The 21,233-nt window shown below is 60.1% G+C and carries 24 protein-coding genes; 11 read left to right on the plus strand and 13 right to left on the minus strand.

Annotation, left to right across the window (positions count from 1 at the left end; translation table 11 throughout):
• The first annotated feature begins 28 nt into the window (after window positions 1–28).
• The 3 genes from BM234_RS14820 to BM234_RS14830 are packed head-to-tail and all read left to right on the plus strand — an operon-like array spanning window position 29 to window position 4,142.
• Window positions 29–1,039, plus strand: coding sequence for a glycosyltransferase family 2 protein (locus BM234_RS14820; protein WP_092066372.1), 1,011 nt, complete (start codon window positions 29–31; stop codon window positions 1,037–1,039).
• Entirely contained in the window at window positions 1,036–2,736 is a 1,701-nt protein-coding gene (locus BM234_RS14825) for a DUF5927 domain-containing protein (RefSeq protein ID WP_092066374.1), read from the plus strand. The genes BM234_RS14820 and BM234_RS14825 overlap by 4 nt, the downstream gene beginning before the upstream one ends.
• Window positions 2,737–2,738: 2 nt before the next feature.
• The gene (locus BM234_RS14830; RefSeq protein ID WP_092066376.1) at window positions 2,739–4,142 is read left to right on the plus strand and encodes a hypothetical protein; all 1,404 of its coding nucleotides are present in this window, start codon (window positions 2,739–2,741) and stop codon (window positions 4,140–4,142) included.
• 2 nt (window positions 4,143–4,144) lie between these two features.
• On the opposite strand, the gene BM234_RS14835 is transcribed toward BM234_RS14830, so the two are convergent.
• The 11 genes from BM234_RS14835 to BM234_RS17760 all read right to left on the minus strand — a co-directional run bounded on the left by BM234_RS14835 (window position 4,145) and on the right by BM234_RS17760 (window position 12,157).
• Window positions 4,145–4,609: a PTS sugar transporter subunit IIA gene (locus BM234_RS14835; protein WP_092066378.1), complete on the minus strand. Its 465-nt coding sequence runs from the start codon at window positions 4,607–4,609 to the stop codon at window positions 4,145–4,147.
• A gap of 33 nt (window positions 4,610–4,642) precedes the next feature.
• Window positions 4,643–5,215, minus strand: coding sequence for a ribosome hibernation-promoting factor, HPF/YfiA family (gene hpf, locus BM234_RS14840; RefSeq protein ID WP_092066380.1), 573 nt, complete (start codon window positions 5,213–5,215; stop codon window positions 4,643–4,645).
• A 222-nt stretch (window positions 5,216–5,437) separates the two neighbouring features.
• Window positions 5,438–6,190, minus strand: a complete 753-nt coding sequence (gene lptB, locus BM234_RS14845; RefSeq protein ID WP_092066382.1) for an LPS export ABC transporter ATP-binding protein — start codon at window positions 6,188–6,190, stop codon at window positions 5,438–5,440.
• The gene (gene lptA / locus BM234_RS14850) at window positions 6,190–6,678 is read right to left on the minus strand and encodes a lipopolysaccharide transport periplasmic protein LptA (protein WP_342714732.1); all 489 of its coding nucleotides are present in this window, start codon (window positions 6,676–6,678) and stop codon (window positions 6,190–6,192) included. Before lptA ends, lptB begins: the two co-directional genes overlap by 1 nt.
• The gene (gene lptC, locus BM234_RS14855) at window positions 6,675–7,319 is read right to left on the minus strand and encodes an LPS export ABC transporter periplasmic protein LptC (protein ID WP_175501287.1); all 645 of its coding nucleotides are present in this window, start codon (window positions 7,317–7,319) and stop codon (window positions 6,675–6,677) included. The genes lptA and lptC overlap by 4 nt, the downstream gene beginning before the upstream one ends.
• Before the next feature lie 67 nt (window positions 7,320–7,386).
• Complete coding sequence (locus tag BM234_RS14860) at window positions 7,387–7,998, minus strand: ribonuclease D (protein ID WP_092066386.1); 612 nt, start codon at window positions 7,996–7,998, stop codon at window positions 7,387–7,389.
• Between the two features lie 71 nt (window positions 7,999–8,069).
• The gene (locus BM234_RS14865) at window positions 8,070–8,822 is read right to left on the minus strand and encodes an ABC transporter permease (RefSeq protein WP_092066388.1); all 753 of its coding nucleotides are present in this window, start codon (window positions 8,820–8,822) and stop codon (window positions 8,070–8,072) included.
• 3 nt (window positions 8,823–8,825) lie between these two features.
• Window positions 8,826–9,623 carry an ABC transporter ATP-binding protein gene (locus BM234_RS14870; RefSeq protein ID WP_092066390.1) on the minus strand — a complete coding sequence of 266 codons (798 nt, stop codon included), beginning with the start codon at window positions 9,621–9,623 and terminating at the stop codon, window positions 8,826–8,828.
• On the minus strand, window positions 9,610–10,368 hold the full coding sequence (locus BM234_RS14875; RefSeq protein ID WP_092066392.1) for an ABC transporter permease: 759 nt from the start codon (window positions 10,366–10,368) through the stop codon (window positions 9,610–9,612). Before BM234_RS14875 ends, BM234_RS14870 begins: the two co-directional genes overlap by 14 nt.
• A 58-nt stretch (window positions 10,369–10,426) precedes the next feature.
• Window positions 10,427–11,401, minus strand: coding sequence for an ABC transporter substrate-binding protein (locus tag BM234_RS14880; protein WP_217645984.1), 975 nt, complete (start codon window positions 11,399–11,401; stop codon window positions 10,427–10,429).
• A 66-nt stretch (window positions 11,402–11,467) separates the two neighbouring features.
• Window positions 11,468–12,157 carry a FadR/GntR family transcriptional regulator gene (locus BM234_RS17760; protein ID WP_092066394.1) on the minus strand — a complete coding sequence of 230 codons (690 nt, stop codon included), beginning with the start codon at window positions 12,155–12,157 and terminating at the stop codon, window positions 11,468–11,470.
• 168 nt (window positions 12,158–12,325) lie between these two features.
• Between BM234_RS17760 and BM234_RS14890 the strand changes: the two genes are divergently transcribed.
• Both BM234_RS14890 and BM234_RS14895 read left to right on the plus strand, forming a co-directional pair.
• A complete protein-coding gene (locus BM234_RS14890) occupies window positions 12,326–13,012 on the plus strand; it encodes a fumarylacetoacetate hydrolase family protein (RefSeq protein ID WP_092066396.1) in 687 nt (228 codons plus the stop codon).
• A gap of 21 nt (window positions 13,013–13,033) precedes the next feature.
• Window positions 13,034–13,636 (plus strand): hypothetical protein, encoded by a 603-nt coding sequence (locus BM234_RS14895; RefSeq protein ID WP_217645985.1) that lies wholly within the window; start codon window positions 13,034–13,036, stop codon window positions 13,634–13,636.
• 71 nt (window positions 13,637–13,707) lie between these two features.
• Here BM234_RS14895 and BM234_RS14900 read toward each other — a convergent pair whose 3' ends face one another.
• Entirely contained in the window at window positions 13,708–14,523 is an 816-nt protein-coding gene (locus BM234_RS14900) for a response regulator (protein WP_092066699.1), read from the minus strand.
• Between the two features lie 102 nt (window positions 14,524–14,625).
• Between BM234_RS14900 and BM234_RS17295 the strand changes: the two genes are divergently transcribed.
• From BM234_RS17295 to BM234_RS14920, 5 genes are read left to right on the plus strand one after another with little or no spacing between them, the layout of a single operon-like run.
• The gene (locus tag BM234_RS17295) at window positions 14,626–14,805 is read left to right on the plus strand and encodes a NepR family anti-sigma factor (RefSeq protein ID WP_139226811.1); all 180 of its coding nucleotides are present in this window, start codon (window positions 14,626–14,628) and stop codon (window positions 14,803–14,805) included.
• The gene (locus BM234_RS14905; protein ID WP_092066400.1) at window positions 14,802–15,353 is read left to right on the plus strand and encodes an RNA polymerase sigma factor; all 552 of its coding nucleotides are present in this window, start codon (window positions 14,802–14,804) and stop codon (window positions 15,351–15,353) included. Before BM234_RS17295 ends, BM234_RS14905 begins: the two co-directional genes overlap by 4 nt.
• Before the next feature lie 2 nt (window positions 15,354–15,355).
• A complete protein-coding gene (locus BM234_RS14910; protein ID WP_092066401.1) occupies window positions 15,356–17,107 on the plus strand; it encodes a sensor histidine kinase in 1,752 nt (583 codons plus the stop codon).
• Window positions 17,100–18,602: a phospholipase D family protein gene (locus BM234_RS14915; RefSeq protein WP_092066403.1), complete on the plus strand. Its 1,503-nt coding sequence runs from the start codon at window positions 17,100–17,102 to the stop codon at window positions 18,600–18,602. Before BM234_RS14910 ends, BM234_RS14915 begins: the two co-directional genes overlap by 8 nt.
• Complete coding sequence (locus BM234_RS14920) at window positions 18,580–19,260, plus strand: DUF1045 domain-containing protein (protein WP_175501289.1); 681 nt, start codon at window positions 18,580–18,582, stop codon at window positions 19,258–19,260. The genes BM234_RS14915 and BM234_RS14920 overlap by 23 nt, the downstream gene beginning before the upstream one ends.
• A 4-nt stretch (window positions 19,261–19,264) precedes the next feature.
• On the opposite strand, the gene BM234_RS14925 is transcribed toward BM234_RS14920, so the two are convergent.
• A complete protein-coding gene (locus tag BM234_RS14925; protein ID WP_092066407.1) occupies window positions 19,265–19,468 on the minus strand; it encodes a hypothetical protein in 204 nt (67 codons plus the stop codon).
• Window positions 19,469–19,689: 221 nt separating this feature from the next.
• Between BM234_RS14925 and BM234_RS14930 the strand changes: the two genes are divergently transcribed.
• Complete coding sequence (locus BM234_RS14930; protein ID WP_245752673.1) at window positions 19,690–21,228, plus strand: sensor histidine kinase; 1,539 nt, start codon at window positions 19,690–19,692, stop codon at window positions 21,226–21,228.
• Window positions 21,229–21,233: the final 5 nt, after the last annotated feature.

A 21,233-nucleotide genomic window follows, 5' to 3' on the forward strand; every position in this document is an offset into this window, starting at 1 on the left:
GCTAAACTGGTGGCAGGGATGAAGTTGAGTGGACGTAATTCAGTCCTATAGGTTGCGTTTGCAAAGGAAGCGCTGGCGTGCAAGAGCCTTCCGCAAACGTCGGGAGTTGGCTCCTCGGACGGTGCGCACTGGGCTTATCAAACCCAGCGATATCCTCTGTTTTGTCACGTTGCGTGATGAACTCGTCCGGCTTCCTTACTTCCTGAAATACTATCGCTCCATGGGTGTCGATCACTTCTTGATTGTCGACAACGACAGCACTGATGGCTCTGACCAGTATCTCGCACAGCAGCCAGATGTCTCACTCTGGCATACTACCTCCAGCTATCGCGGCGCACGATTCGGTGTCGATTGGCTGAATTGGCTGCAGAGCCGGTATGGTCATAATCACTGGACGCTGGTCGTCGATCCAGACGAATTTCTCGTTTTTCCCTATTGTGAGACCCGCGATTTGCGCGCGCTGACCGATTGGCTCGACTCGGCATCGATCAAGTCATTCAGTGCCATGTTGCTGGACACCTATCCGCGCGAAGCCGTGGGGGCGCGCCGCTATCGCCCGGGGCAGAACCCCCTCGAAATAGCTGGGTGGTTCGATCCGGGAAACTACACGATTTCCCGCAATCCGCTGTATGGCAACCTTTGGATTCAAGGCGGTCCACGCGCGCGGCGTTTCTTTGCAGACAAGCCGGATCAGGCGCCGGCGTTGAACAAGATTCCCCTCGTCAAATGGCATCGCCGCTACACCTACGTCAGCTCGACCCACATGCTGCTGCCGAGGGGCCTGAACCTCGTTTACGATGAGTGGGGCGGTGAGAAGGCGAGTGGCGTGTTGCTGCACCCGAAATTTCTCGACAGCTTTGATCGCAAGGCCGCAGAGGAATTGTCGCGGAGCGAACATTATGCCGATGGGCGTGAGTATAAGGCCTACGTTGCGGACGGTACCGAAAACCGATCGCTTTGGTGCCGGTTCTCGGAGCATTACTCAGGTTGGCGGCAGCTTGATGACCTCGGTCTTCTCTCGACGGGGAACTGGGCATGACCGTCGGATTTGTCATGCTGGCGCATACAGCGCTTGATCGCGCGGCTCAGGTTGCACGGCACTGGGCCCGAAACGGCAGCCCTGTTGTGATCCACCTTGATCGAAAGGTTTCCGATCAGGCGGCGGCACGGTTCAGGTTGGGACTGCAGGACGAAGATCGCATTGTGTTCTGCGAGCGGCGTCATTGCGAATGGGGCTCTTGGAGCCTCGTAGAAGCTGCGCAGGCCGCTTCGGAACTCATGCTGGAGCGGTTTCCGGACATCGGGCACGTCATGCTTGTGTCGGGCTCTTGCCTGCCGATCCGGCCGGCGCAGGATCTGTGCGATTTCCTCGAGAACCGTCCCGGGACGGATTTCATCGAAAGCGCCACGACGCAGGATGTTCCATGGACCGTAGATGGTTTGAACATGGAACGGTTTACGCTGCGGTTCCCATTCTCATGGCGCAGACAAAGGGGGCTGTTTGATCGCTGGGTTTCCGTGCAACGCCGGCTCGGCCTGCGGCGCCGCCTCCCCGGGGGGCTGGTTCCACATCTTGGGAGTCAGTGGTGGTGCCTCTCCCGTCGGACCCTTTCAGGCATTTTGAACGACCCGAGGCGCAAGGAATACGATCAGTTCTTCCGCAAGGCCTGGATCCCAGACGAGAGTTATTTCCAAAGTCTCGCCCGCAAGCATTCCCGGCGCATTGAAAGCCGATCCCTGACGCTCAGCAAGTTCGACTTTCAGGGGCGGCCACACATCTTTTATGATGACCACCTCAGCGTCTTGGAGGCGTCGGATTGTTTTGTCGCGCGCAAGATTTGGCCACGGGCGCACGGGTTATACTCGGCCTTCCTCACTCGTCCCAACTTCGCGAGAGGCGTAGACGAATTCCGCCCGCTGCAAGTTACACGTAAATTCACCGCAGCGCGCCACCGCCGCACGCTTGGTCGAACTGGGCTTTATATGCAGAGCCGCTTTCCCCATACCCATTGGGAGAACGGTATCACTGCGCGTGATTATTCCATCTTCAGCGGGTTCGCCGACCTCTTTCCCGGGTTTCACGAGTGGCTGGAACGTTCGGCAGGCGTCCGTGCGCATGGTCGTCTCTATGCGCCAGATGGCGCCCAATTCTCAGGTGGTGCGCAGATGGTCGATGGCGCACTTAGCGCATCGCCGACCTTGCGGGACCATGACCCGCGCGCCTTTTTGACCAACCTCGTGTGGAGTGCGCGAAATACGCGCCAAACCTTTGACTTCACACCAGCGGACTCACAGGCTATCGCTCCCATTGTGGCTGCCGATCCGGGGGCGCAGATTTCGGTAATCACCGGTGCGTGGGCGATTCCGCTGTTCCTCGGGGGAGGGGGGCCGAGCGATATTCGTCATCTCGCGGCGGACCTGCAGCGCAAAGAGGCGGCCTTCGTCAATACGCTGCGCGAACCTTGGGCAAAAGCGCGCATACGGATCTGGAGTCTTGCTGACTTCGTCGAGGCGCCGATCGAACACCTGCAGGAAGTGGTAGACGAAATGGCGGCGCCGCACGCACGGCGGCTGCGAGAGGTCCCCCAAATGCGAGATCTGGACGGGTTTGGCAGCTTCCTGCAAGGGCTGCGCGATACCGGCATGCACCCTTATCTCACGGGCGATTTTGCCAATACCTATCAACAGACCCAATTTTCCGAGTTGGCATGCAGGACGGTGGTCGATAAATTCTGACCATGTCCGGCTCCGTGTCGTCTTTTGTAATTTTCGCAGAAATGCGGACGGGCTCAAACTATCTTGAGTCCAATCTCAACACCGTTCCCGGAGTCGTCTGCCACGGTGAGGCGTTCAACCCACATTTCATCGGCTATCCCAAGCGTTCTGAGCTTTTGCAGGTCACCCAAACGGACCGTGACGCCACGCCGGAGCGCCTTCTCGCCCGGATCCGCGGTGGCGAGGGGTTAAACGGCTTCCGCTACTTTCACGACCATGATGCGCGGATATACAAAGCGGTTCTGGAGGATCGAACCTGCGCAAAGATCCTGCTGCGCCGGCATCCTGTCCAAAGCTATGTGTCGTGGAAGATCGCGCAGGCGACAGGGCAGTGGAAGCTTACGGATCACCGCAGGAGAAAAAGTGCGCGGATCAGGTTCGACGGCACCGAGTATCATCATCGAACCAACATCATCGCTGAGTTTCAGGCCCGACTGCTGCGCGACATCCGCGAAGCGGGGCAGAGCGTTTTTCAGATCGACTATTCGGAGTTGAACGATCTGGACCTTATGAACGGTTTACTTGCGTGGCTAGGGATTGATCAGAGGCTGGAGTCCTTGGCCAATTCACTCAAGGTCCAGAATCCCGAGCCGTTGTCCGACAAGGTCGAGAACTACGAGGATCTGGTCCAAGCGGTCGGTACCGAGTTGCCGGAGGCGGCCCATTGGGAGACTGATCGCGGTGCTTCCGCGCGCGACTATCTCACTGCGGCACGTGCGCCGTTGGCCTTCATGCCAATTCCGTCTGGGCCAGAGGGGCCAGTGCGCCACTGGTTGGCCGCTCTGGACGGCGTGAGCGACGCAGAGCTCGGCACTGGCCTGTCGCAAAAGGATCTGCGGCGATGGCGCCGCAAGATGGGCCCCAGCCGAGCATTCACCGTACTGCGTCATCCCCTGCTCAGGGCGCACCATGCGTTTTTGACGGGTGTCCTTGCTGGGGTTGGGGGAACAGGCATGCCCGGTGTTCGCGCGGCGCTGGCGCGGCATAGCGGTGTCACGCTTCCGAGTGTCGACGAGATGTCTCCGGATGAGTACCGATCCGCGTTCCTGGCTTTTCTGGGTTGGCTGCGGGCAAACTTGGCGGGGCAAACCCCACAGGGGGTTTCTCCGATCTGGGCGAGCCAGTCGCAGATCATTTCGGGATTCGGGAAATTCTGGCCTCCCGACCTTATCGCGCGCGAAGATCGCCTCCCCGAGGCGCTCGACTTCCTGTGCCATGAGGTCGGCGCGGTGCCCACGCCCGCGGTTCTGCCCGAAGCGCCCTTACCGATTTCGCTGGAAAGCATTTATGACGCTGAACTCGAAGCCGCAGCCCGCGCCGCATACACGCGAGACTATGTGTTCTTCGGCTTCTCTGACTATCGCTGACGCTAGGCCGCCTGCGTAGCGGGGCCCTCGGTCAAGATAGCATGGAGCGCAGCGGGATCGGTGTTCGAGCGCAGCTTGGCACAAACTGCCTTGTCACGCAGTGTGCGCGAAACCAAGGCCAGCGCCTTGAGATGCTCCACCCCGGAATCCTCCGGCGCGAAGAGGGCAAAGATAAGATCGACAGGCTGCCGATCGACCGAACCGAAGTCCACCGGCCGCTCAAGGCGCAGGAAGACACCGCGGACCTGATCGCACACACCGAGCCGCGCATGGGGAAGCGCGACCCCATGGCCCACGCCCGTTGGCCCGAGGGATTCACGCTCCATCAATGCCTCAACGGCTTGGGAGCATTTCAGCCCGTAACAGTCCTGGGCGATATCGCCCAGGTCCTGAAACAGACGTTTCTTGCTTGAGGCAGCGTGGATCACCTTGACCGCATCACTGCCGAGTAGCCCGGAAAGCTCCATGATATCCTGTTCGATCGCTCCGGTTCGGCCTCTTCAGGCGCTTGCCGCGTCGATCCATCCTATGTTGCCATCATCCCGGCGATAGACCACGCTGACGCTACGGCTTGCTTCGTTCTTGAATACCAGAACGGGCGCGCCCGCCAACTCCATCTGCATTACCGCCTCACCCACGGACAAAGACGGAATGTTATGCTCCATCTCGGCGACGATGATTGGTTGCAGACTGTCAGGCTCGATCCCCTCGGATTCGTTTTCAGAGGCGAGGATATAGGAGGCTGCGCCGGAGACTTCAACCGGTTGTGAACGATCGCGATGATGGTCTTTCAACCGGCGCTTGTAGCGGCGCAGTTGTTTTTCCATCTTTTGGCAGGCGCTGTCGAAGCTGGCATAGATTTCATGGGCATGGCCCTTGGCCTGCGAGGTCAGTCCGGTGGAAAGGTGAACCACGGCTTCGCAGACGAACTCCGCGCCGCTTTTGGAGAATATGACTGTCGCGTCAGTGGGTCTTTCTGCGTATTTGTTTATCACTTCATTCAGTTCCGATTTCACGTGCGACTGAAGCGCGGTGCCGATGTCGATCTGTTTACCACTGATTTGATAGCGCATGCGTCTCCCTTTCCTGGAAGCCTTCGATGCCCGTCAGGACGTCCGACGGGCGGACCGAATTGTTTGGTAGAATGAAATGCTTGCGGCCTTTCCCGAACCGTCATCGGTGCGGGGGAAGGAGTTCAACGAACGGTAGGCCGCGGATTCCATTTGTCCATTTGGCGACGAGTCGATGGTGTCTGTCAACAAGAACCGCTTGGAGGCGCAACGGCCCGGCAAGTCTTAACCAATGCGGAAGTCCTGCCCCAGATATACTCGGCGGACATTGTCGTCGCGCACGACTTCTTCGGGGCTGCCGCTCATGAGGACGTGACCGTCATGCAGGATATAGGCGCGGTCGACGATTTCCAGCGTTTCCCGAACGTTGTGGTCGGTGATCAAGACCCCGAGGCCGCGCGTCTTGAGATCGGCAACGAGATGACGGATGTCGCCCACGCTGATGGGATCGACACCCGCGAAGGGTTCATCGAGCAAGAGGTATTTCGGATCGGCGGCAAGACAGCGTGCGATTTCAACCCGTCGCCGTTCCCCTCCGGAAAGGGCAAGCGCCGGTGCGCGCCGAAGATGCTCTATCGAGAAATCAGAGAGCAGTTCCTCAAGCCGTTCGCGCCGGCGATGGGGGTCGCCTTGGGTCACTTCCAGGATGGCGGTGATGTTGTCCTCGACCGAGAGACCGCGAAAGATCGACATTTCCTGCGGCAGGTAGCCGATACCAAGGCGCGCACGGCGGTACATCGGCAAGGTCGTGGCATCCACACCGTCGATAAGCACCTGCCCAGCATCGGGCCGCACCAAGCCGGCGATGGCGTAAAAGCTCGTCGTCTTGCCCGAACCGTTCGGACCGAGCAAGCCGACGACTTCCCCACGAGCGAGGCTCATGGAAACGTCGCGGATCACCAGTTTCTTGCGATAGCTCTTGCGCAGATTCGAAATCTGTAGCCCCGCGCTGCCGTCTGTAACGCTCCAGTCCGCCATCACTCGCGTCCGGGTTGCAGCACTGTTCGTACGCGTCCGTCCATCTGGGCGGTGCCGGCCTCCAGATCGAGGCGCATCCGGTCCGAAACAAGTGTGTTGGCGGTTTGCGTCAGCAGCACATCGCCGGTCATGATGACAATCCCGGCCTCTACGTCATAGTCGGCTTCCTGCGCCTCGGCGGCGTCTTCACCGCTCACAAGCGTCACACCGCCAGAGGCCAGAAGACGGGAGATTCCGCTTTGGTCGGCCGTATAGATGACTTCGACGCGAGGAGCGGACAAACGCATATCGTTCTGGCCGATCACGACATTCCCGGTGAAAATGGCGGTATCGTCCGCATCGCTCACTGCAAGCTGATCGGCGGTTACTTCTACGGGCGCGTCGCGATCACCCTCCATCCCGCCAAAAGGCACGGACGTCCCCTGTGCAAAGGCTGCACCGGCGATCAGGAAAAAGAAGAGAGCTATCGAATTGCGCAAATGGATCACCGGTCGTCCGTTGATGACGGGCGGTATATCAGCCTTACCCCGTCCTTGAAAACCATAACTGAGGCATTTGTCACGTCTTCGGTGCGCACCTCCATACGTCCGGCATTGATTTCACCCAAGGGACCGTCAGCGTCGACCTCGGCGCGGGTCGTCAAGCGCGTCATGCCGAGTTCGGCGGTCATTTCCTCGGTGCGAAGCCGATAGCCCAACGACGTGGTAATATCGACATTGCCCCGGAGAATGGCGATCTCATTGCCCTCAATACGCCCTTCCTCGGCGACGGCGTTATATTCGATGCCTTCGCTGGTCTGAATGCGTGCCCAGACCTTGCGCGCGGTGGCCTGATCCTCGCTCGCCGGGTCGGGCGTCGCGGTATCGGCGGAGACGGTAATGGTGGCACCATCGCGCGTCACGGCGGCGTAGAGCGGCGCGGTAACACGCGGTTCGCGGGCGAGCGCCTCTACATCGGTTTTCGCAAATGGAATGGATTTGGCGGGGTCGGCCTGACGCGCCACGAGAAAGACCGTCGACAGAAGCGCGAGCGAGGCTAGTGGCAACAGGATCTTGGCCCATGCCACAAAGCGGGAATAGCCGCTCAGCGGCTGTGTCCTGGATTGTGTGGCATGGAGGCGTGTGCGCATGTGACGACCATAGGGCAGGGCGCATGGCCCCGCCATATGCCAGCCGCCCGCGTTGGCGAGGCTTCGCCTAGTGGGAGAAGATGTCGATCTCCGGCCAGCCTTCGAGGTCGAGGCGGGCACGGGTCGGCAGAAACTCGAAGCAGGATTGAGCGAGGTCCATGCGTCCTTCGCGCTTCAGGCGCTTGTCGAGCGCTTCACGCAGCTGATGCAGATAGAGGACGTCGGAGGCGGCATAGTCGAGCTGCGCCGGGGTCAGGGACTCTGCGCCCCAGTCGCTCATCTGTTGCTGCTTGGAGATATCGACGTCGAGCAATTCCTGAAGCAGGTTCTTGAGCCCGTGGCGATCCGTATAGGTGCGGATCAGTTTGCTGGCGATCTTGGTGCAATAGACGGGGGCGGTGAGAGTGCCAAAGGCATTGTACATCGCGGCGATGTCGAAACGCCCAAAGTGGAACAGTTTGAGGACATCGGGATCGGCAAGCATGCGGCAGAGGTTGGGAGCCTCGGTCTGGCCCTTGGCGACCTGTACCATGTGGGCATTGCCGTCGCCGCCGGACATCTGGATCACGCAAAGACGGTCTCGATGCGGGTTGAGACCCATCGTTTCGCAATCAATGGCCACGATGGGCCCAAGATCGAGATCGGCAGGGATGTCGTTCTGATAGAGGTGATTGGCCACGGGGCGGGTCCTTGGGCTGAAACTGCGTCGCTCCCCCGCATATGCGGAGGAGCGTGCGGTTTCAACGCTGCTCAGCGGCTTGCGGCATAGTAATCCACGCGGCGCTCCAGATAGGCGAGGAATTCCGAGATCGAAAAGGCCAGAGCAAAGAGCACAATCAAGACCGCCCAGAAATGCGACATCATGAAGTTGGCGGAGTAGAGTTCGAAGAGCGCGCCGAAGCCCACGATCGAAATCAGCAGTTGGCCGATGATGACCCCCTTTACCGCCCGGATCACGCCGATGCGTACACCGCCAAGAATTTCTGGAAGCGCCGCCCAGAAGTAGATCTTGACCAGCGCGTCCATTTGCGATGCGCCGAAGCTGCGCGACATCTCGATGAGCGATCGGTTGATCTGCATGACGCCTGCGCGGCTATTGAGGATGATGATCCAGATGGCAAAGAGCGTCGTGGTGATGATGATCGTCTTGGTCCCGAATCCGAAGAGCACCATAAGTACCGGCACAAGCGCCGTGAGCGGCGCGCTCAGGAAAATGTTGACCCAAGGCAGAAGCAACTCATCCAGCAGGCGCGATTTACCCATCAGAATGCCCACTGGGATGCCGATCACCACCGCAAAGAAAACCCCGGCGAGGAAGGCATATGCCGTGTCATAGAGCGCCGTCTGGAATGCGCGGGTGGGCAGCACGCCGAACAAGGTGACGATGACTTCGGACAGGGGGGGGACGAAGAAGGTCAGTCCCAGTTGCCCGATGATCTCCCACAGCAGCGCCCACACAAGGAGCGACGCCATCATGGGCAGGCGAAATCCAAAAACGACCATGACTTACTCCACGTAGGACCGAAGCGAGGCCCAGATTTGATCCACGATATCGAGGTATTCGGGATCCCGGCGGAGCATGTCGACATCCTTGTCGCGCAAACCCGTGGGGCGAATGATCTCCGACACGCGGCTGGGTCGCGGCAGAAGGATGGCGATCTGGTCCGAGACATAGACGGCTTCTTCGATCGAGTGGGTGACGAAGATGAAGGTCTTGTTCTCGTGTTTCACGAGGTTGAGCAGGTCTTCCTGAAACTTGCGGCGCGTCTGTTCGTCCACCGCCGAGAAAGGCTCATCCATCAACAAGACATCGGCATCGACCGATAGCGCGCGGGCAAGACCGACACGTTGGCGCATGCCGCCGGACAGCTCATGTGGGAAGCTCTTTTCGAAGCCTGCGAGGCCCACTTCCTTGATGTACTTCTCGGCAATGTCCTCCCGCTCGGATTTCGCGACGCCGCGCAATTCCAGCCCGAAAGCCACGTTGCGCAGGACGTTGGCCCACGGCAGCAGGGCAAAGTCCTGGAAGACGAAGGCGCGGTCCGGGCCGGGGCCCTTCACGGGCTTGCCGTTGACGACGATCTCCCCCGATGTGGGTTCCAGAAGTCCTGCGATGATCTTGAGCAGGGTCGTCTTGCCGCAGCCCGAAGGCCCCAGCAACGATGTCAGTTGGCCGCGCGGAAACTCCAGGCTGAGGTTCTTGAGTGCTTCGACCTCGCCATAGGTTTTGGAGATATTGCGGGCGGAAACCGCGACCTCGGCCGGAACGGCATCGGTGCGGAAGGCGGCATCAGTCTGAGGCATAACCACGAACGTTTCCTTCGAATAGAGTGATTTCGATTTTTTCGAGCAGGTTCAAGAAGAGCACGGCCAGCAGGATGATCGAGAAGATCGCAGCATACATGCTTGGATAGTCGGCGATGGATCGGCTGAAGGTGATGATGTCACCCACGCCGGTGGGCGTGATCTTCAACTCCGACAGGATCGCGCCGATGAAGCCGGCAGAAACACCCAGCCGCAGCCCCGAGAAGATCAGGGGGGAGGCCGCCGGGATGATGACCTTGAGCAGCACATCGCGATCTGTGGCGAGAAAGGAATGGCTCATGGCCTTGAGGTTCTGCGGCGTGTTGCGCACCGCTCCGGCGGTGTTGAGCACGATGACCGGCATCGCCATGATGCACACGACGAACACTTTGGACGTGAGCCCGATCCCGTAGGCCATCACCAAGAGGGGGATGAGTGCTGCAAGAGGGGCCGCCTGCATCACCACGAAGATCGGTGAAAAGAGCCAGTCGAACCAGGAACTAAGGCCAATCCACAGACCAAGCGCGATGCCGATGAAGGCAGAGATCGCGACACCCAGAACGAGCGGCTTGAGGGTTTCGGCATAGGCCACGAAAAGAGAGCCGTCGAAGGCCATCCGGAAGAGCGCGCTCATCGAGTCGAAGAACGTCGGGAACGCATAGCTTACGGGGATGCGCCCGGCGATCTCCCACGCGCCAAAGACCAGCAGCGCGGAAAGCAGTTTGAGGGCGAAGGAACGTGTCATAGGGGTTCCATTGTCTTGAGGGAAGTGGGGCGGACAAGAGATTGCCCGCCCGCCGGGATTACTTCTCTAGCGCTGCGTCGAGCGGAGCGAAGTACCAGAAATCGTCGAGGTTGAGCTCTGCGGGATCCCCTTCGAGCTGACCGGCCTCGGCATACCATTCCATGTCGGCCTTGGCGGCGGTACGGCCCCCGCCATTTGCGGAATAGAGGCCCCCCTCGACGGCTTCAGCATAGAACTTGTCCAAGCCAGCAATCAGTTCCGGTGGAAGCTGTCCGATCGGACCGTCGGGGTCGGTTTCCCTGGCGATGATCGTGGGATCTTCACTCATGTCTTGCCAAGTGCTCAGCAGAGCGTCGACGAAAATCTGTACGTCCTCATCGTTTTCCTGAATCCAGTTCAGGTTGGCGAAGAGAGCTTCGTCGGAGGCTTCGACCTCAAACATCGGCAGGACGTTGAACTTGTCAGGGTGCTGGGCAACGATCTTGTTCTTGTTGGACAGATCGATGATCGTCGCATCGGCTTGGCCAGACACGAGCGCGACCACCCGGTTCGAAGAGCCGGGCACATAGGAGCGTTTCCCGAACTTGATGCCGACTTTCTCTTCGATGACATTGGCGATCGAGTCAGTGCCGCCCCCGCGGGAGTGCAGCAGGATCGGAGCGTCGTTCATATCCTCAAGCGACTCGTACTTCTTGGTGGTTACCGGGAAGAATTTGAGCTTGGACAGCTGGAAGATGATTCGGATTGGCGCTTTTGATCGCTGCATCGCCGCGTAAGGCGTGCCGAAGCCGATATCCATCTGGCCGGAAAGAACGGCCTGAATGGCCAGTTCCTCATCCGAGAATGCCGTCCATTCATAATCGAGGCCGTTGGCCTTGGCGCGGTCGAGGGCCACGAAGAATGCGGCCAGTTCATCCGATGGTGTTTCAGCCAGTGCGATGCGCAGCGTATCGGCGTGTGCCGCTGTGGCAAGGCCGACCACGAGGGGCAGGGCGGTCATTGCCGCGATGCCTCGCTTGAGCAGGTGTTTCATGTCTTTCCTCCCTTGGGTGTCGTTGTCCGGCGGGTTGTTCCGCTCTTCTGGATGGGCTGTTCGGGGTCAGTACTCCCCGAACAGCCGGGCCGAGACGGAGCTCAGATGCGCACGCATGGCGTTCTGGGCCTCGGCCGGATTGCGGGCCTCTATGGCGGCGACCAGCCGCTCATGTTCGGCGAAACTTGTATGGTCGCGGGGCGGGCGGTGCGAATGGCGGATCACGCTGTTCCACGCGACGGCCCTGCGCACCTGATTGAGTTGGTCAAAGAGCGACACGAGAAGCACATTGTCGCTCGCCTCCGCGATGGCGCGGTGCAGCAGATCATCCTGCGCCTCGTAATCGTCCCAGTTCTCGGCCTCCAGGGCGAGTTGTTCGGCGCGCTTGATGCGGACCAAGGCTTCTGCCGAGGCATGCAGCGCGGCTTCGCGGGTGATCGCGGGTTCCACCGCGAGACGGGCGCGCATCAGTTGGACGGGTGTGACCTGCTGGGCCAGCGCGGCAAGGCTCCCCTCCCCGGTCGCCCCCCCGTGCGCAGCGACGAACGTGCCCTTGCCGACGTGCCGCCAGATGCGCCCTTCGCGCTCAAGCGTATCGAGCGCCTTGCGCAGGGTGGTCCGAGACATTCCCAGATTACCGATCAATTCCCGCTCAGGGGGCAGACGATCACCGGGATGATAGCCGCCCTCGGCAATAAAGGCAGTCAGCGCTGTGAGCGCATCGTCGGTTTGGGTCGTCTCGGTTCTGATCTGCACAGTTTAATCCGAATATTGGTTGATCAATCGTCGCTGATTGGTCTATCTATCGCCTTGTTGGCCCGTTTTGGCAACACAAATTCGATCAAAACCAAAATTGGTTGTGATTGGTCTGCAAATCAAACCGGCCTTAGAGCGCCGGAAACATGAACAACCACGGAGGACTCCATGCCCGAATACGCCATTGAACAACCGCCTGTCGTCGGCTTGCCCGTCGCAGGTAGCGACGCGCTGTTTCCGGTGCGCCGCGTCTACTGCATCGGGCGCAACTATGCCGCTCATACCGTCGAGATGGGCGGTGACCCGGATCGCGAGCCTCCGTTCTTCTTTCAGAAAAACCCTGACAACCTCGATGCGACGGGCGAGTTTCCTTATCCCGACAAGTCGAGCGACGTGCACCACGAGGTGGAGCTTTCGGTCATGCTCAAATCGGGTGGAACGAACATCTCGATCGATAAGGCCCTCGACCACGTTTATGGCTATGCACTCTCGATCGACATGACGCGGCGCGACCTTCAGGGTGAGGCAAAGCAGCTTCGCCGCCCGTGGGAAATCGGCAAGGCCTTTGAGCGGTCCGGCCCCGTTGGTCCCATCCATCCTGCTTCGGAAATCGGCCACCCCGATCACGGGCGAATCGCGCTGACCGTGAATGGCGAGCCCCGGCAGGAAGGTGACCTCAACCAGATGATCTGGAAGGTGCCGGAGATGATTTCCTACCTCTCCGACTATTTTGAGCTCGCGCCAGGCGATGTGATCATGTCCGGCACGCCCGCCGGTGTTGGTCCGGTCGAACGCGGCGATGTCATGGAAGTGACCTGCGACGGCTTGGGCAGCATGACCGTCACCGTCATCTGAACTACTTATCCGGGGGCGGAGTTGATCCGCCCCCGTGTACGGGGTGGTCAGTTGCCGTGCTTTGACGCACTCTGCTCGGCAATGAACACGCCTGCACATATGGCCCTCGGCCTCGCTCTCCTGGGCCGAAAGGCAAACCGACGGGAATGGGCTTTCATTCTTTGCGGGGCGGTGCTTCCCGATCTCTTTCTCTACATCCGTCATCTCGGGGGGAGCACCGGCGAGATACTTGTACCCCTGTTCAACGGCGTGCCGCTTTATGGTCTCAGCCTGCTGGTGGGGCTTGGGTTCGGAATGCGCTGGTTGACCCTGTTGTCGGGTTCAGCACTCCTGCATATCTTCACGGATTTGCCGCTGCATGCGGAAGATGCCCGCCGGCATTTCTTTCCGCTCTCGGACTGGACATATCGCAGCCCGGTTTCCTTTTGGAACGTGAATCACCACGGCAAGGTTTTCGGAATCCTCGAAGGCGCGCTTTTCCTGCTCTGTTGGGTGCTGATCTGGCGAAGACTGGAAACCCAGTGGGGAAGGCTCCTCATGGTAGGGTTCCTTGGGATCTACCTGCTTACTTTCACCCATTTCTGGGGTCATGCCTTTGCCAACGCCCATTGGGCGCCCTGGTAGGATTGCGCCATACAAAAACGCGCCCCGGACGTGTCCGGGACGCGCTGATACGTCTAGCCGTGACGATGCCGTTATGCGTGCAGCGTCTCGGTCGAGGAGAAGAACATTGCCTGACTTACGGCGGAGCGGACCTGTTCCTCGGTATAGGGCTTGGAAATCAGATAGACCGGCTCGCGGCGTTCACCGGTCAGAAGGCGCTCGGGGAAGGCCGTGATGAAGATCACGGGAATATCGCCGTGCTTTGACAAAATGCGACCCACCGCGTCGATCCCGGAGGAATCATCAGCAAGCTGAATGTCGGACAGGATCAGATCGGGCTGCTCGCGACCGGCGAGATCGATTGCCTTGTCTTCGGTGCGGGCAATGCCCGTGACGCGGTGGCCCATCTCGGTGACGATCGCCTCAAGATCCATCGAAATGATCGCTTCGTCTTCGATGATCATGATCTTGCCGCTGGTGGAGCGGCTCATCTCGGTATGCGCGATCTCTACCAATTCAGCTGCCTCATCGTCTTCGATTTCCATGATGGAGGCAACTTCAGCCAGAGAGAACTCTTCGATGGTGCTCAGCAGAAGGGCTTCACGCGTGTTGGGCGTGAGGCCGGCAAGGTGGCGATGTGCGACACTTGCAAGACCGGTATCTTCGGAGGCAGTATCGACCGGTGCACCCGTGGAAGTCCAGATGACATGAAAGGCGCGGAACAACGCAACTTTCGGTCCAAGGGCGCGTTGGTAGGCGTCGCGGTCCGAGAGAATGGTCTCTAGTGTTGCGATCGCGTAACGGTCCCCGCTAGTCTGACTCCCGGTCAAAGCGCGGGAGTAACGGCGTAAAAACGGAAGATTGGCCCCGATTTCGTCGGCTAGGGCTTCACTGGACGGACCTGACATCAAAGTGACCTTTTTTTCATTCCACATGGGAACAATACGCTCAGTGGCGGGTTCGGTTCCAGAGGGTAGCGCAGAAATTTGAACAATGCCAAGATGAAACACATGAGTATGAAAAACCGAGCGGCCCGTATCGACGAGGAAATCGAACGCAATCTGAAGCGTGCGTTCGACAAGCTTGCGAGCGAGCCCGTACCGGACAAGTTCAACGACCTTCTTCAACAGCTCCGCATGTCGGAGGCGACCTCCAAGGGCGCCGGTGAAGAAGGGAGTAACGCTGAATGACACACCGCGATCCTCGCGAAGAACTTGTTGAACACCTAGGTGCCTTGAGGGCTTTCGCGATCAGTTTGACGCGGAATCCGACGCTTGCGGACGATCTCGTGCAGGAGACGATCGTGAAGGCATGGACCAATATGGATAAATTCGAGGTAGGCTCAAACTTGCGGGCCTGGCTTTTCACTATTCTGCGCAATACCTACTACTCGCTCCGTCGCAAACGTAAGCGGGACGTTGAAGACGTGGATGGCTCCATCGCTGACAGCCTCGCGCAAAAGCCTGATCACGACGGACGGTTGCACATGCGTGACTTCCGTGTGGCCTTCGATAAGCTCAGCGATCAGCAGCGCGAAGCGATCATCCTCGTCGGCGCTGGCGGTTTCTCCTACGAAGAGGCGGCGGAAACCTGTGGCGTGGCCGTTGGAACCATCAAGAGTCGGGTCAACCGCGCTAGGGCGCGACTGTCCGAGTTGATGGGGCTTTCTGAAAATGAGAGCATCGAATTGACCGATAGTGTCACCGCAGGGATTGTCACCAAACAGAGCGCCGCCTGAGAATGAAACTGAACCTGGCGGCCGATGGACTGGCTACCAGGCTGGTCGGATTGCTTACCCTTGCGTTGCTGCCGCTGGGGATTGTCTCACTGTATCAAACCAACGCCGTCATTAACGAAGCGGACAGGCTTTCGCGCGCGCTCGTTCTGGCAGAGACCGAGCGCGCGGCGTCTATCCAGCGCGAATTGATGGATCGCGCGATGGGCGCGGCACGTGGTCTTGCCGTATCTGTCGAGGCGACAACCGGGGATAGTCGGGGCTGCGACGCCCTTCTCGAGCGTTTCGTCGGGCGGCAGGATGAGTTTATCTTCGCCGCCTATATCGGGGAGGGCGGTCGGTATCGCTGCGCATCTCATGCCGCTCACGCCGATCTCATACTCAAAAGTGAGTTTCGCGAGGCGCTGAATCGCCAAGTTTCGTTCTTCACAGTAACCGAGCAAGTCGGAATCTCCGGCCAGCAGGTCTTCAGCGCGAACGCCCCGGTCTTCAGCGAGGACGGCTATGCGGGTGTGGTCTCCGTTTCCGTCCCCTTCAACGTGGCAGTGCGATTGCTCCATGAACTGGGAGTGAGCGACGGGTTTCAGGCGGTAACTGTCAACCGCTACGGATTGCTTCTCTCCAATACCGACATGTCCGTCGGAGACCCGCACCTACCTGCGTCCGTCGACGTGGCGGGCTTGCTCGCCCGGTCGGGCGAGGCGTTTATCGATCAGGGGCTCGACGGAAAGACCTACATTTTCGCTGTCGGTACGATGATCCCCGGGCAAGCTGCCGTGGTGGGGAGTTGGCCGCTCCAGAATGCTGAAACCGCGACGGGCGGCTTGCGCTCCCTCCTGCCGCTGGCGTTCCCGATGCTGATGTGGATTTCCGGTATCGTGGTCGCCTATTGGGGACTGCATCGTCTGGTCATTCGCCATATCCGCAGGCTTCGTGACGGATTGAGACGTTATGCGCTGGGAGAGCGGGACGAGGCCGAACTGGCCCTGCGCGATCCGCCAAGGGAATTCGCCGAGGCGCAACAGGCCTTCAACCGAACGGTGATGATCCTTTCAGAAGCTGAGCGACGACGAGAAGAAGACCTGCGCGAAAAGACTGTGCTCCTCCGCGAGGTGCATCACCGGGTCAAGAACAACCTGCAACTCATCGCTTCGATCATGAACATGCAATCGCGCCGCGTCCAATCCGACGAGGCGCGTCTTGTCCTCTCGCAATTGCAGCGCCGCGTTCGCGGTCTCGCCACCGTGTACCGCACGTTGAACTCTGACCCGGAGCGTACCACGCTGGAGGCGGAGACCTTGCTCGATGCAATGTGCCGGGAACTGTCCTCGATGCAAAGCGTCAACGGTAAACCGATCGTCGCGGAGGTTGAGGCGGATCCGGTGCGTTTCACACCCGACCAATCAGTTCTCGTGTCCATGGTGCTGGCCGAAGCTCTGAACAACGCTGTCGTTCATGCGGGCGTTCCGAGCGACGGGATTCCGAGGATAGACGTGAAACTGCGCCGCGATGAGCATGAGGCACAGCTCAGCGTTCGAAACACCCGCGGCGCGCGAACCCGCGATGAAGCTGCGCGTTCATCTGCGCCCTCGGGACTCGGCGCGAAACTCATGGAAGCCTTCGTTGCCCAACTCGAAGGCGAAGCCCATATTTCCGAAGGCGAAGAAGAATATGTTTTGACCATCACGTTTCCCCTGTCAGAGGATCACGAGGAGCCTCATACCAGTGAGACAGGCGGGGGACGGCGGCATGGATGATTTGCCTGACGAAGATACGCGACAGGATTTCGAAGTCATGGTCACCGCCGAACAGGCATGGCCGGTCTTCGAGCGAGAGGTGCTTGCCGCCAGAGAAGAGATTTCCTGTGGATTCCGGGTTTTCGACCTCGCCACGCCTCTTCTGAGTGACGCTGCGCGCGAAGTAGGGGAGACGTGGTTTGACCTGCTCGCCCATGTGCTGAGCCGTGGTGTGCGGTTTCACCTTGTCCTGAGCGATTTCGATCCGGTCATGGCCACGGATCTGCACGAGGCAACGTGGCGCACCATGCGACAGGCCGCAGCGCTGGCGGAGGTTGTCGGTCCAGAGGCCGCCCGTCGCCTGCGGGTGATCCCATCGATGCATCCGACGCGGGCGGGCGCGCTTCCCCGCTTGACGATGATGCCCTTTGCGCTTCGCAAGATGCGTGAACAACTGCGCAAGATCCGGGGGATACGCCGGCGTCGGCAAGCTGTAGGTCTGGACCCCGACACCTGGCCTGAACTGTATTCGGTCAGTCACCATCAGAAGATTGCGGTTTTCGACCGAGAGTCCCTTTATATCGGTGGGTTGGATCTCAACCCGCGCCGCTATGACACGCGCGAACACCACCGGCCTGCTGCCGAGACATGGTCCGACCTGCAAATTCTGATCCGCGGCCCTGAGGCCGAAGAAGCGGCGCGGCATCTGGAAACTTTTCTGGCCGTGATCCATGTTGAGCAGGAGGCGGAGACTGGGGTGCTCGTGAGGCGAACCTTGTCGGCCCCGCGCGCTATGGGGTTCTGGGCGCTTTCCCCGCGGTCGGTGCTGACAGAGATACAGGATGATCACCTTGCCGCCTTCGAGCGAGCGCAGCACCTTATCTATATCGAGACGCAGTTTCTCCGGTCTTCCGTGATCGCCGGCGGGTTGGCCCAGGCTGCGAAAGACAATCCGGATCTGCGGCTGATCTGTATCCTGCCGGGCCTGCCCGAAGATGTTGCCTATGACGGGAATGACGGGCTTGATGCGCGCTTCGGCATGGCGCTTCAGGCACAGGCGATCAAGCGCGTGTCCGAGGCGTTTGAAGATCGTGCGGTCTTTGCCAGCCCTGTTCAACCACGCTTCGCTGCCCGTGAAAGCGATGCCGTGCTCTCTGGATCGCCAATGATCCATGTGCACAACAAGCTGCTCATCACCGACCGGGACTTTGCCATGGTTGGATCGGCAAATCTCAACGGGCGTTCGATGCGATGGGATACGGAGACGGCTGTTCGCCTCGAGGATCCCGACCGCGTTCGCCGCGTTTGGGAGGCTGTTTGCGCGCATTGGTGGCGAGGTGAGCTTCCTGCCGATGCCGCGACGCCCGAGGCTGCACAGCCATGGTGGCGCGACGAGATCATCCGGAACGGTGTCCGTCGGCCTGAGTCGCGGAAGGGGTTTCTCGTGCCGCATGATCCCGAGCGCCGAGAGGATTTGCAGCAGTCGCTGCCCGGTGCAACTGAAGACATTGTCTGAGGCCGAATCCGTCTGGCGCCGCTACGCGGTCTATTATGTTCCACCTCCGGGGCCCTTCTACGATGTGCTGAGCGATTGGCTGGGCTGGGGGCTTCGCGAGGGCGAGGCGCGCTGCCACGACGTGCGCGACATTACCGCGAAGCCAGCCCGCTATGGAATTCACGCGACACTAAAAGCCCCGTTTGAGCTTTCTTCCTCAGCAACTGAGCTTCGCGCGGATCTGGCGCGTCTCACTGCCGAGTTGTCACCCGTTGTCTTGCCCCCGCTCAAGGTTGAGCGTCTTGGCCGCTTTCTCGCCCTCGTCCCGGATGGCCCCGCGCCTGCGCTCTCCAGGTTGGCGGGGAATCTCGTCCGCGGCCTGTCGCCGCACAGGGTGCCGCTTTCACCGCACGAGGTGGCCCACCGCGCGAGGGGCCTTTCCGATGCCGGTCGGCACAATCTTGAGCGTTGGGGCAGCGCCCATGTGATGGAGGCGTTTCGCTTTCATATCACCCTCACGGATCGCTTGCCCAAAGCGGCGCTGCCCGCCGTCGAGGCGGAGCTACTGGGGGCGTTGTCCGGGATCGCGATGCCGACAGCAATCGAGGCCGTGTCACTCTGCGCTGAGGATACCCACGGGAGATTTCATCTGCTCAAAGACTATCCCCTTGGCGCTTGAGCCCTCAGGCATCGAGCGCTGTCTTGTCCCGCATCGCGCACCGCCATTCCCGCACACGCCAGCTTGCATGGCTGCCGACCCACTTGGCGAGTTCAGGTTGCGCGCCCATTGCACATTGCATCGGCGTGATGTCAGTAAAAAGCATGCTTCGATTTTCGCAATGATCGGGGACCGTCACGAGGCAGGCAACAAAAGCAAGTTCAATCATGAAAACCTCTTTGCGCGGCAGGTTTGGCTGCTCCACCAGGGGTAAGTGCGCGCTGTCAATTCCCCCAATGGTCGTAGTCCCTTCAATACAGCGGGAAGGATAAGAGATCCCTTATCGCTGGGCGAAACGAAGGGACGGAGTGCCCAAATGAACAAAAACCGAGCGGAATTGACGGAGTTTGCCGGTTGATCGGTCGCTTTGGCCTCGGCAGGGCGACAAGTTTGAGGGCGCAACTCGGCGTGGGTGCGGCGTTGTTGGCAGTGGCAGCTCTGCTGTCGGCGCTGCTGACGATCGAGGGCATGCGCTACATGGGCGAGCGAATTGACAGCTCGATCGCGGCCGAACGCCGGATCGATCGCTATGCCGCCCTTTCCACGCAGGTTTCGCAGTTTCTGGTGGTTGCGACCGAGGCGGTGCAAACCGGGTTGAGTCCCGAAAGACGAACCGAGCGTCTGCGAGGTTTGACGGAAAACATCGCCGCCACCTTCGGCCATCTTCGGACGGATCTCGTGGAGGCGGTGGCCGAAGCGCAGAGGTTCGGGCTTGATGCGCAATCCCGCCAAGCTACCCAGAGCCTTGCCATCGCCCGGATGGAAGCGCAGTTCAGCCGAATGAGGGAAGAGTTGCTTTCGGGCGATACGAGCCGCGATCGACTTCGCGGCTCCCTCGATACGTTTTCGCTTAACTTCGATCCTCTCATCAATACCGCTGTCCGCGAGGAAATTCGCATGCGTGGGCAGGTTTTGGCGGAAATCGCCGGTTTACGCTGGCGGCTGACATGGATTGCGGTGGCGACGGGGCTTGGGGCCGTGCTCGTGGCGGCCTGGGTGCAATACGGGCTTGTCCGGCCACAGTTTCAGCGTCTCGACATGCTCGAAGAGGCCGCCCAAAGGCTGGGACGTGAGGATTTTGCCGTGGCCTTGCCCGAAGACCGTTCCGATGAGATCGGGCGCGTTATCACGGAAACCAACCGCGCGGCGCGCGTGCTTGGCGCGCGGGCGCGTGAGGTTGAGGAAGAATGGGCACGGTTGAACGACACTGTGGCGCAGCGGACAGAAGAGCTTCGGGCTGCAAATGTAGAACTGTCCCGCATCGACGAAGATCGTCGCAGGTTCTTCGCGGATATCAGCCATGAGTTGCGTACGCCGCTGACTGTCATCCTCATGGAAGCGCAACTTGCACAGAAGACGACCGATCCCGCCGAAGGGCTGAAGATCATTGAGGGGCGGGCGCTTAGACTGAACCGGCGGATTGATGACTTGTTGCGCATTGCGCGGTCCGAAAGCGGGCGGCTTACCTTGTCGTCCGCGCCGGTGGAACTCGCGGAATGTCTGACCGATGCGGTCGTTGATTCCGAAGCGCTGGTGCAAAGCGCGGGCATGTCCCTGACGCTCGATTGCCCGGCAGGGTTCGTCGCGCGCGGCGATGCCAATTGGCTCCGGCAACTGACCACGGGCTTGATACAGAATGCGGTGCGCCACGCCCGCGAAGGCGGTGCGGTGGATATTTCCGCGACCGAAGGAGGGCCCGGCTTTGAGATCCACGTCGCCGACAATGGGCCGGGCATTCCCCCCGATTTGCAATCGGTGGTGTTTGAGCGGTTTCGGAAAGGCAGCGCCTCCGAGGGGTTCGGGATTGGCCTCGCGCTCGCAAAGTGGGTCATGGAGGAGCAGGGCGGCACCATTTCACTGCAAAGCCCGCGTTCGGAAACCGGGCGAGGCCTGCGGGTGACGCTGGGCATTCCCAAAGCTGAGGGATAGGTTCG

The sequence above is a fragment of the Poseidonocella pacifica genome, from assembly GCF_900111875.1.
Taxonomy (GTDB): Bacteria; Pseudomonadota; Alphaproteobacteria; order Rhodobacterales; family Rhodobacteraceae; genus Poseidonocella; species Poseidonocella pacifica.

Coding starts and splice junctions, on each gene's coding strand:
- BM234_RS14865 (WP_092066388.1), bottom strand. CDS start 8,822: ATGGTCGTTTTTGGATTTCGCCTGCCCATGATGGCGTCGCTCCTTGTG.
- BM234_RS14900 (WP_092066699.1), bottom strand. CDS start 14,523: ATGTCAGGTCCGTCCAGTGAAGCCCTAGCCGACGAAATCGGGGCCAAT.
- BM234_RS14835 (WP_092066378.1), bottom strand. CDS start 4,609: ATGGAGCTTTCCGGGCTACTCGGCAGTGATGCGGTCAAGGTGATCCAC.
- BM234_RS14875 (WP_092066392.1), bottom strand. CDS start 10,368: ATGACACGTTCCTTCGCCCTCAAACTGCTTTCCGCGCTGCTGGTCTTT.
- hpf (WP_092066380.1), bottom strand. CDS start 5,215: ATGCGCTATCAAATCAGTGGTAAACAGATCGACATCGGCACCGCGCTT.
- BM234_RS14830 (WP_092066376.1), top strand. CDS start 2,739: ATGTCCGGCTCCGTGTCGTCTTTTGTAATTTTCGCAGAAATGCGGACG.
- BM234_RS14870 (WP_092066390.1), bottom strand. CDS start 9,623: ATGCCTCAGACTGATGCCGCCTTCCGCACCGATGCCGTTCCGGCCGAG.
- BM234_RS14880 (WP_217645984.1), bottom strand. CDS start 11,401: ATGAAACACCTGCTCAAGCGAGGCATCGCGGCAATGACCGCCCTGCCC.
- BM234_RS14915 (WP_092066403.1), top strand. CDS start 17,100: ATGGATGATTTGCCTGACGAAGATACGCGACAGGATTTCGAAGTCATG.
- BM234_RS14910 (WP_092066401.1), top strand. CDS start 15,356: ATGAAACTGAACCTGGCGGCCGATGGACTGGCTACCAGGCTGGTCGGA.
- BM234_RS14905 (WP_092066400.1), top strand. CDS start 14,802: ATGACACACCGCGATCCTCGCGAAGAACTTGTTGAACACCTAGGTGCC.
- lptC (WP_175501287.1), bottom strand. CDS start 7,319: ATGCGCACACGCCTCCATGCCACACAATCCAGGACACAGCCGCTGAGC.
- lptB (WP_092066382.1), bottom strand. CDS start 6,190: ATGGCGGACTGGAGCGTTACAGACGGCAGCGCGGGGCTACAGATTTCG.
- BM234_RS14925 (WP_092066407.1), bottom strand. CDS start 19,468: ATGATTGAACTTGCTTTTGTTGCCTGCCTCGTGACGGTCCCCGATCAT.
- BM234_RS14825 (WP_092066374.1), top strand. CDS start 1,036: ATGACCGTCGGATTTGTCATGCTGGCGCATACAGCGCTTGATCGCGCG.
- BM234_RS17295 (WP_139226811.1), top strand. CDS start 14,626: ATGAGTATGAAAAACCGAGCGGCCCGTATCGACGAGGAAATCGAACGC.
- BM234_RS14890 (WP_092066396.1), top strand. CDS start 12,326: ATGCCCGAATACGCCATTGAACAACCGCCTGTCGTCGGCTTGCCCGTC.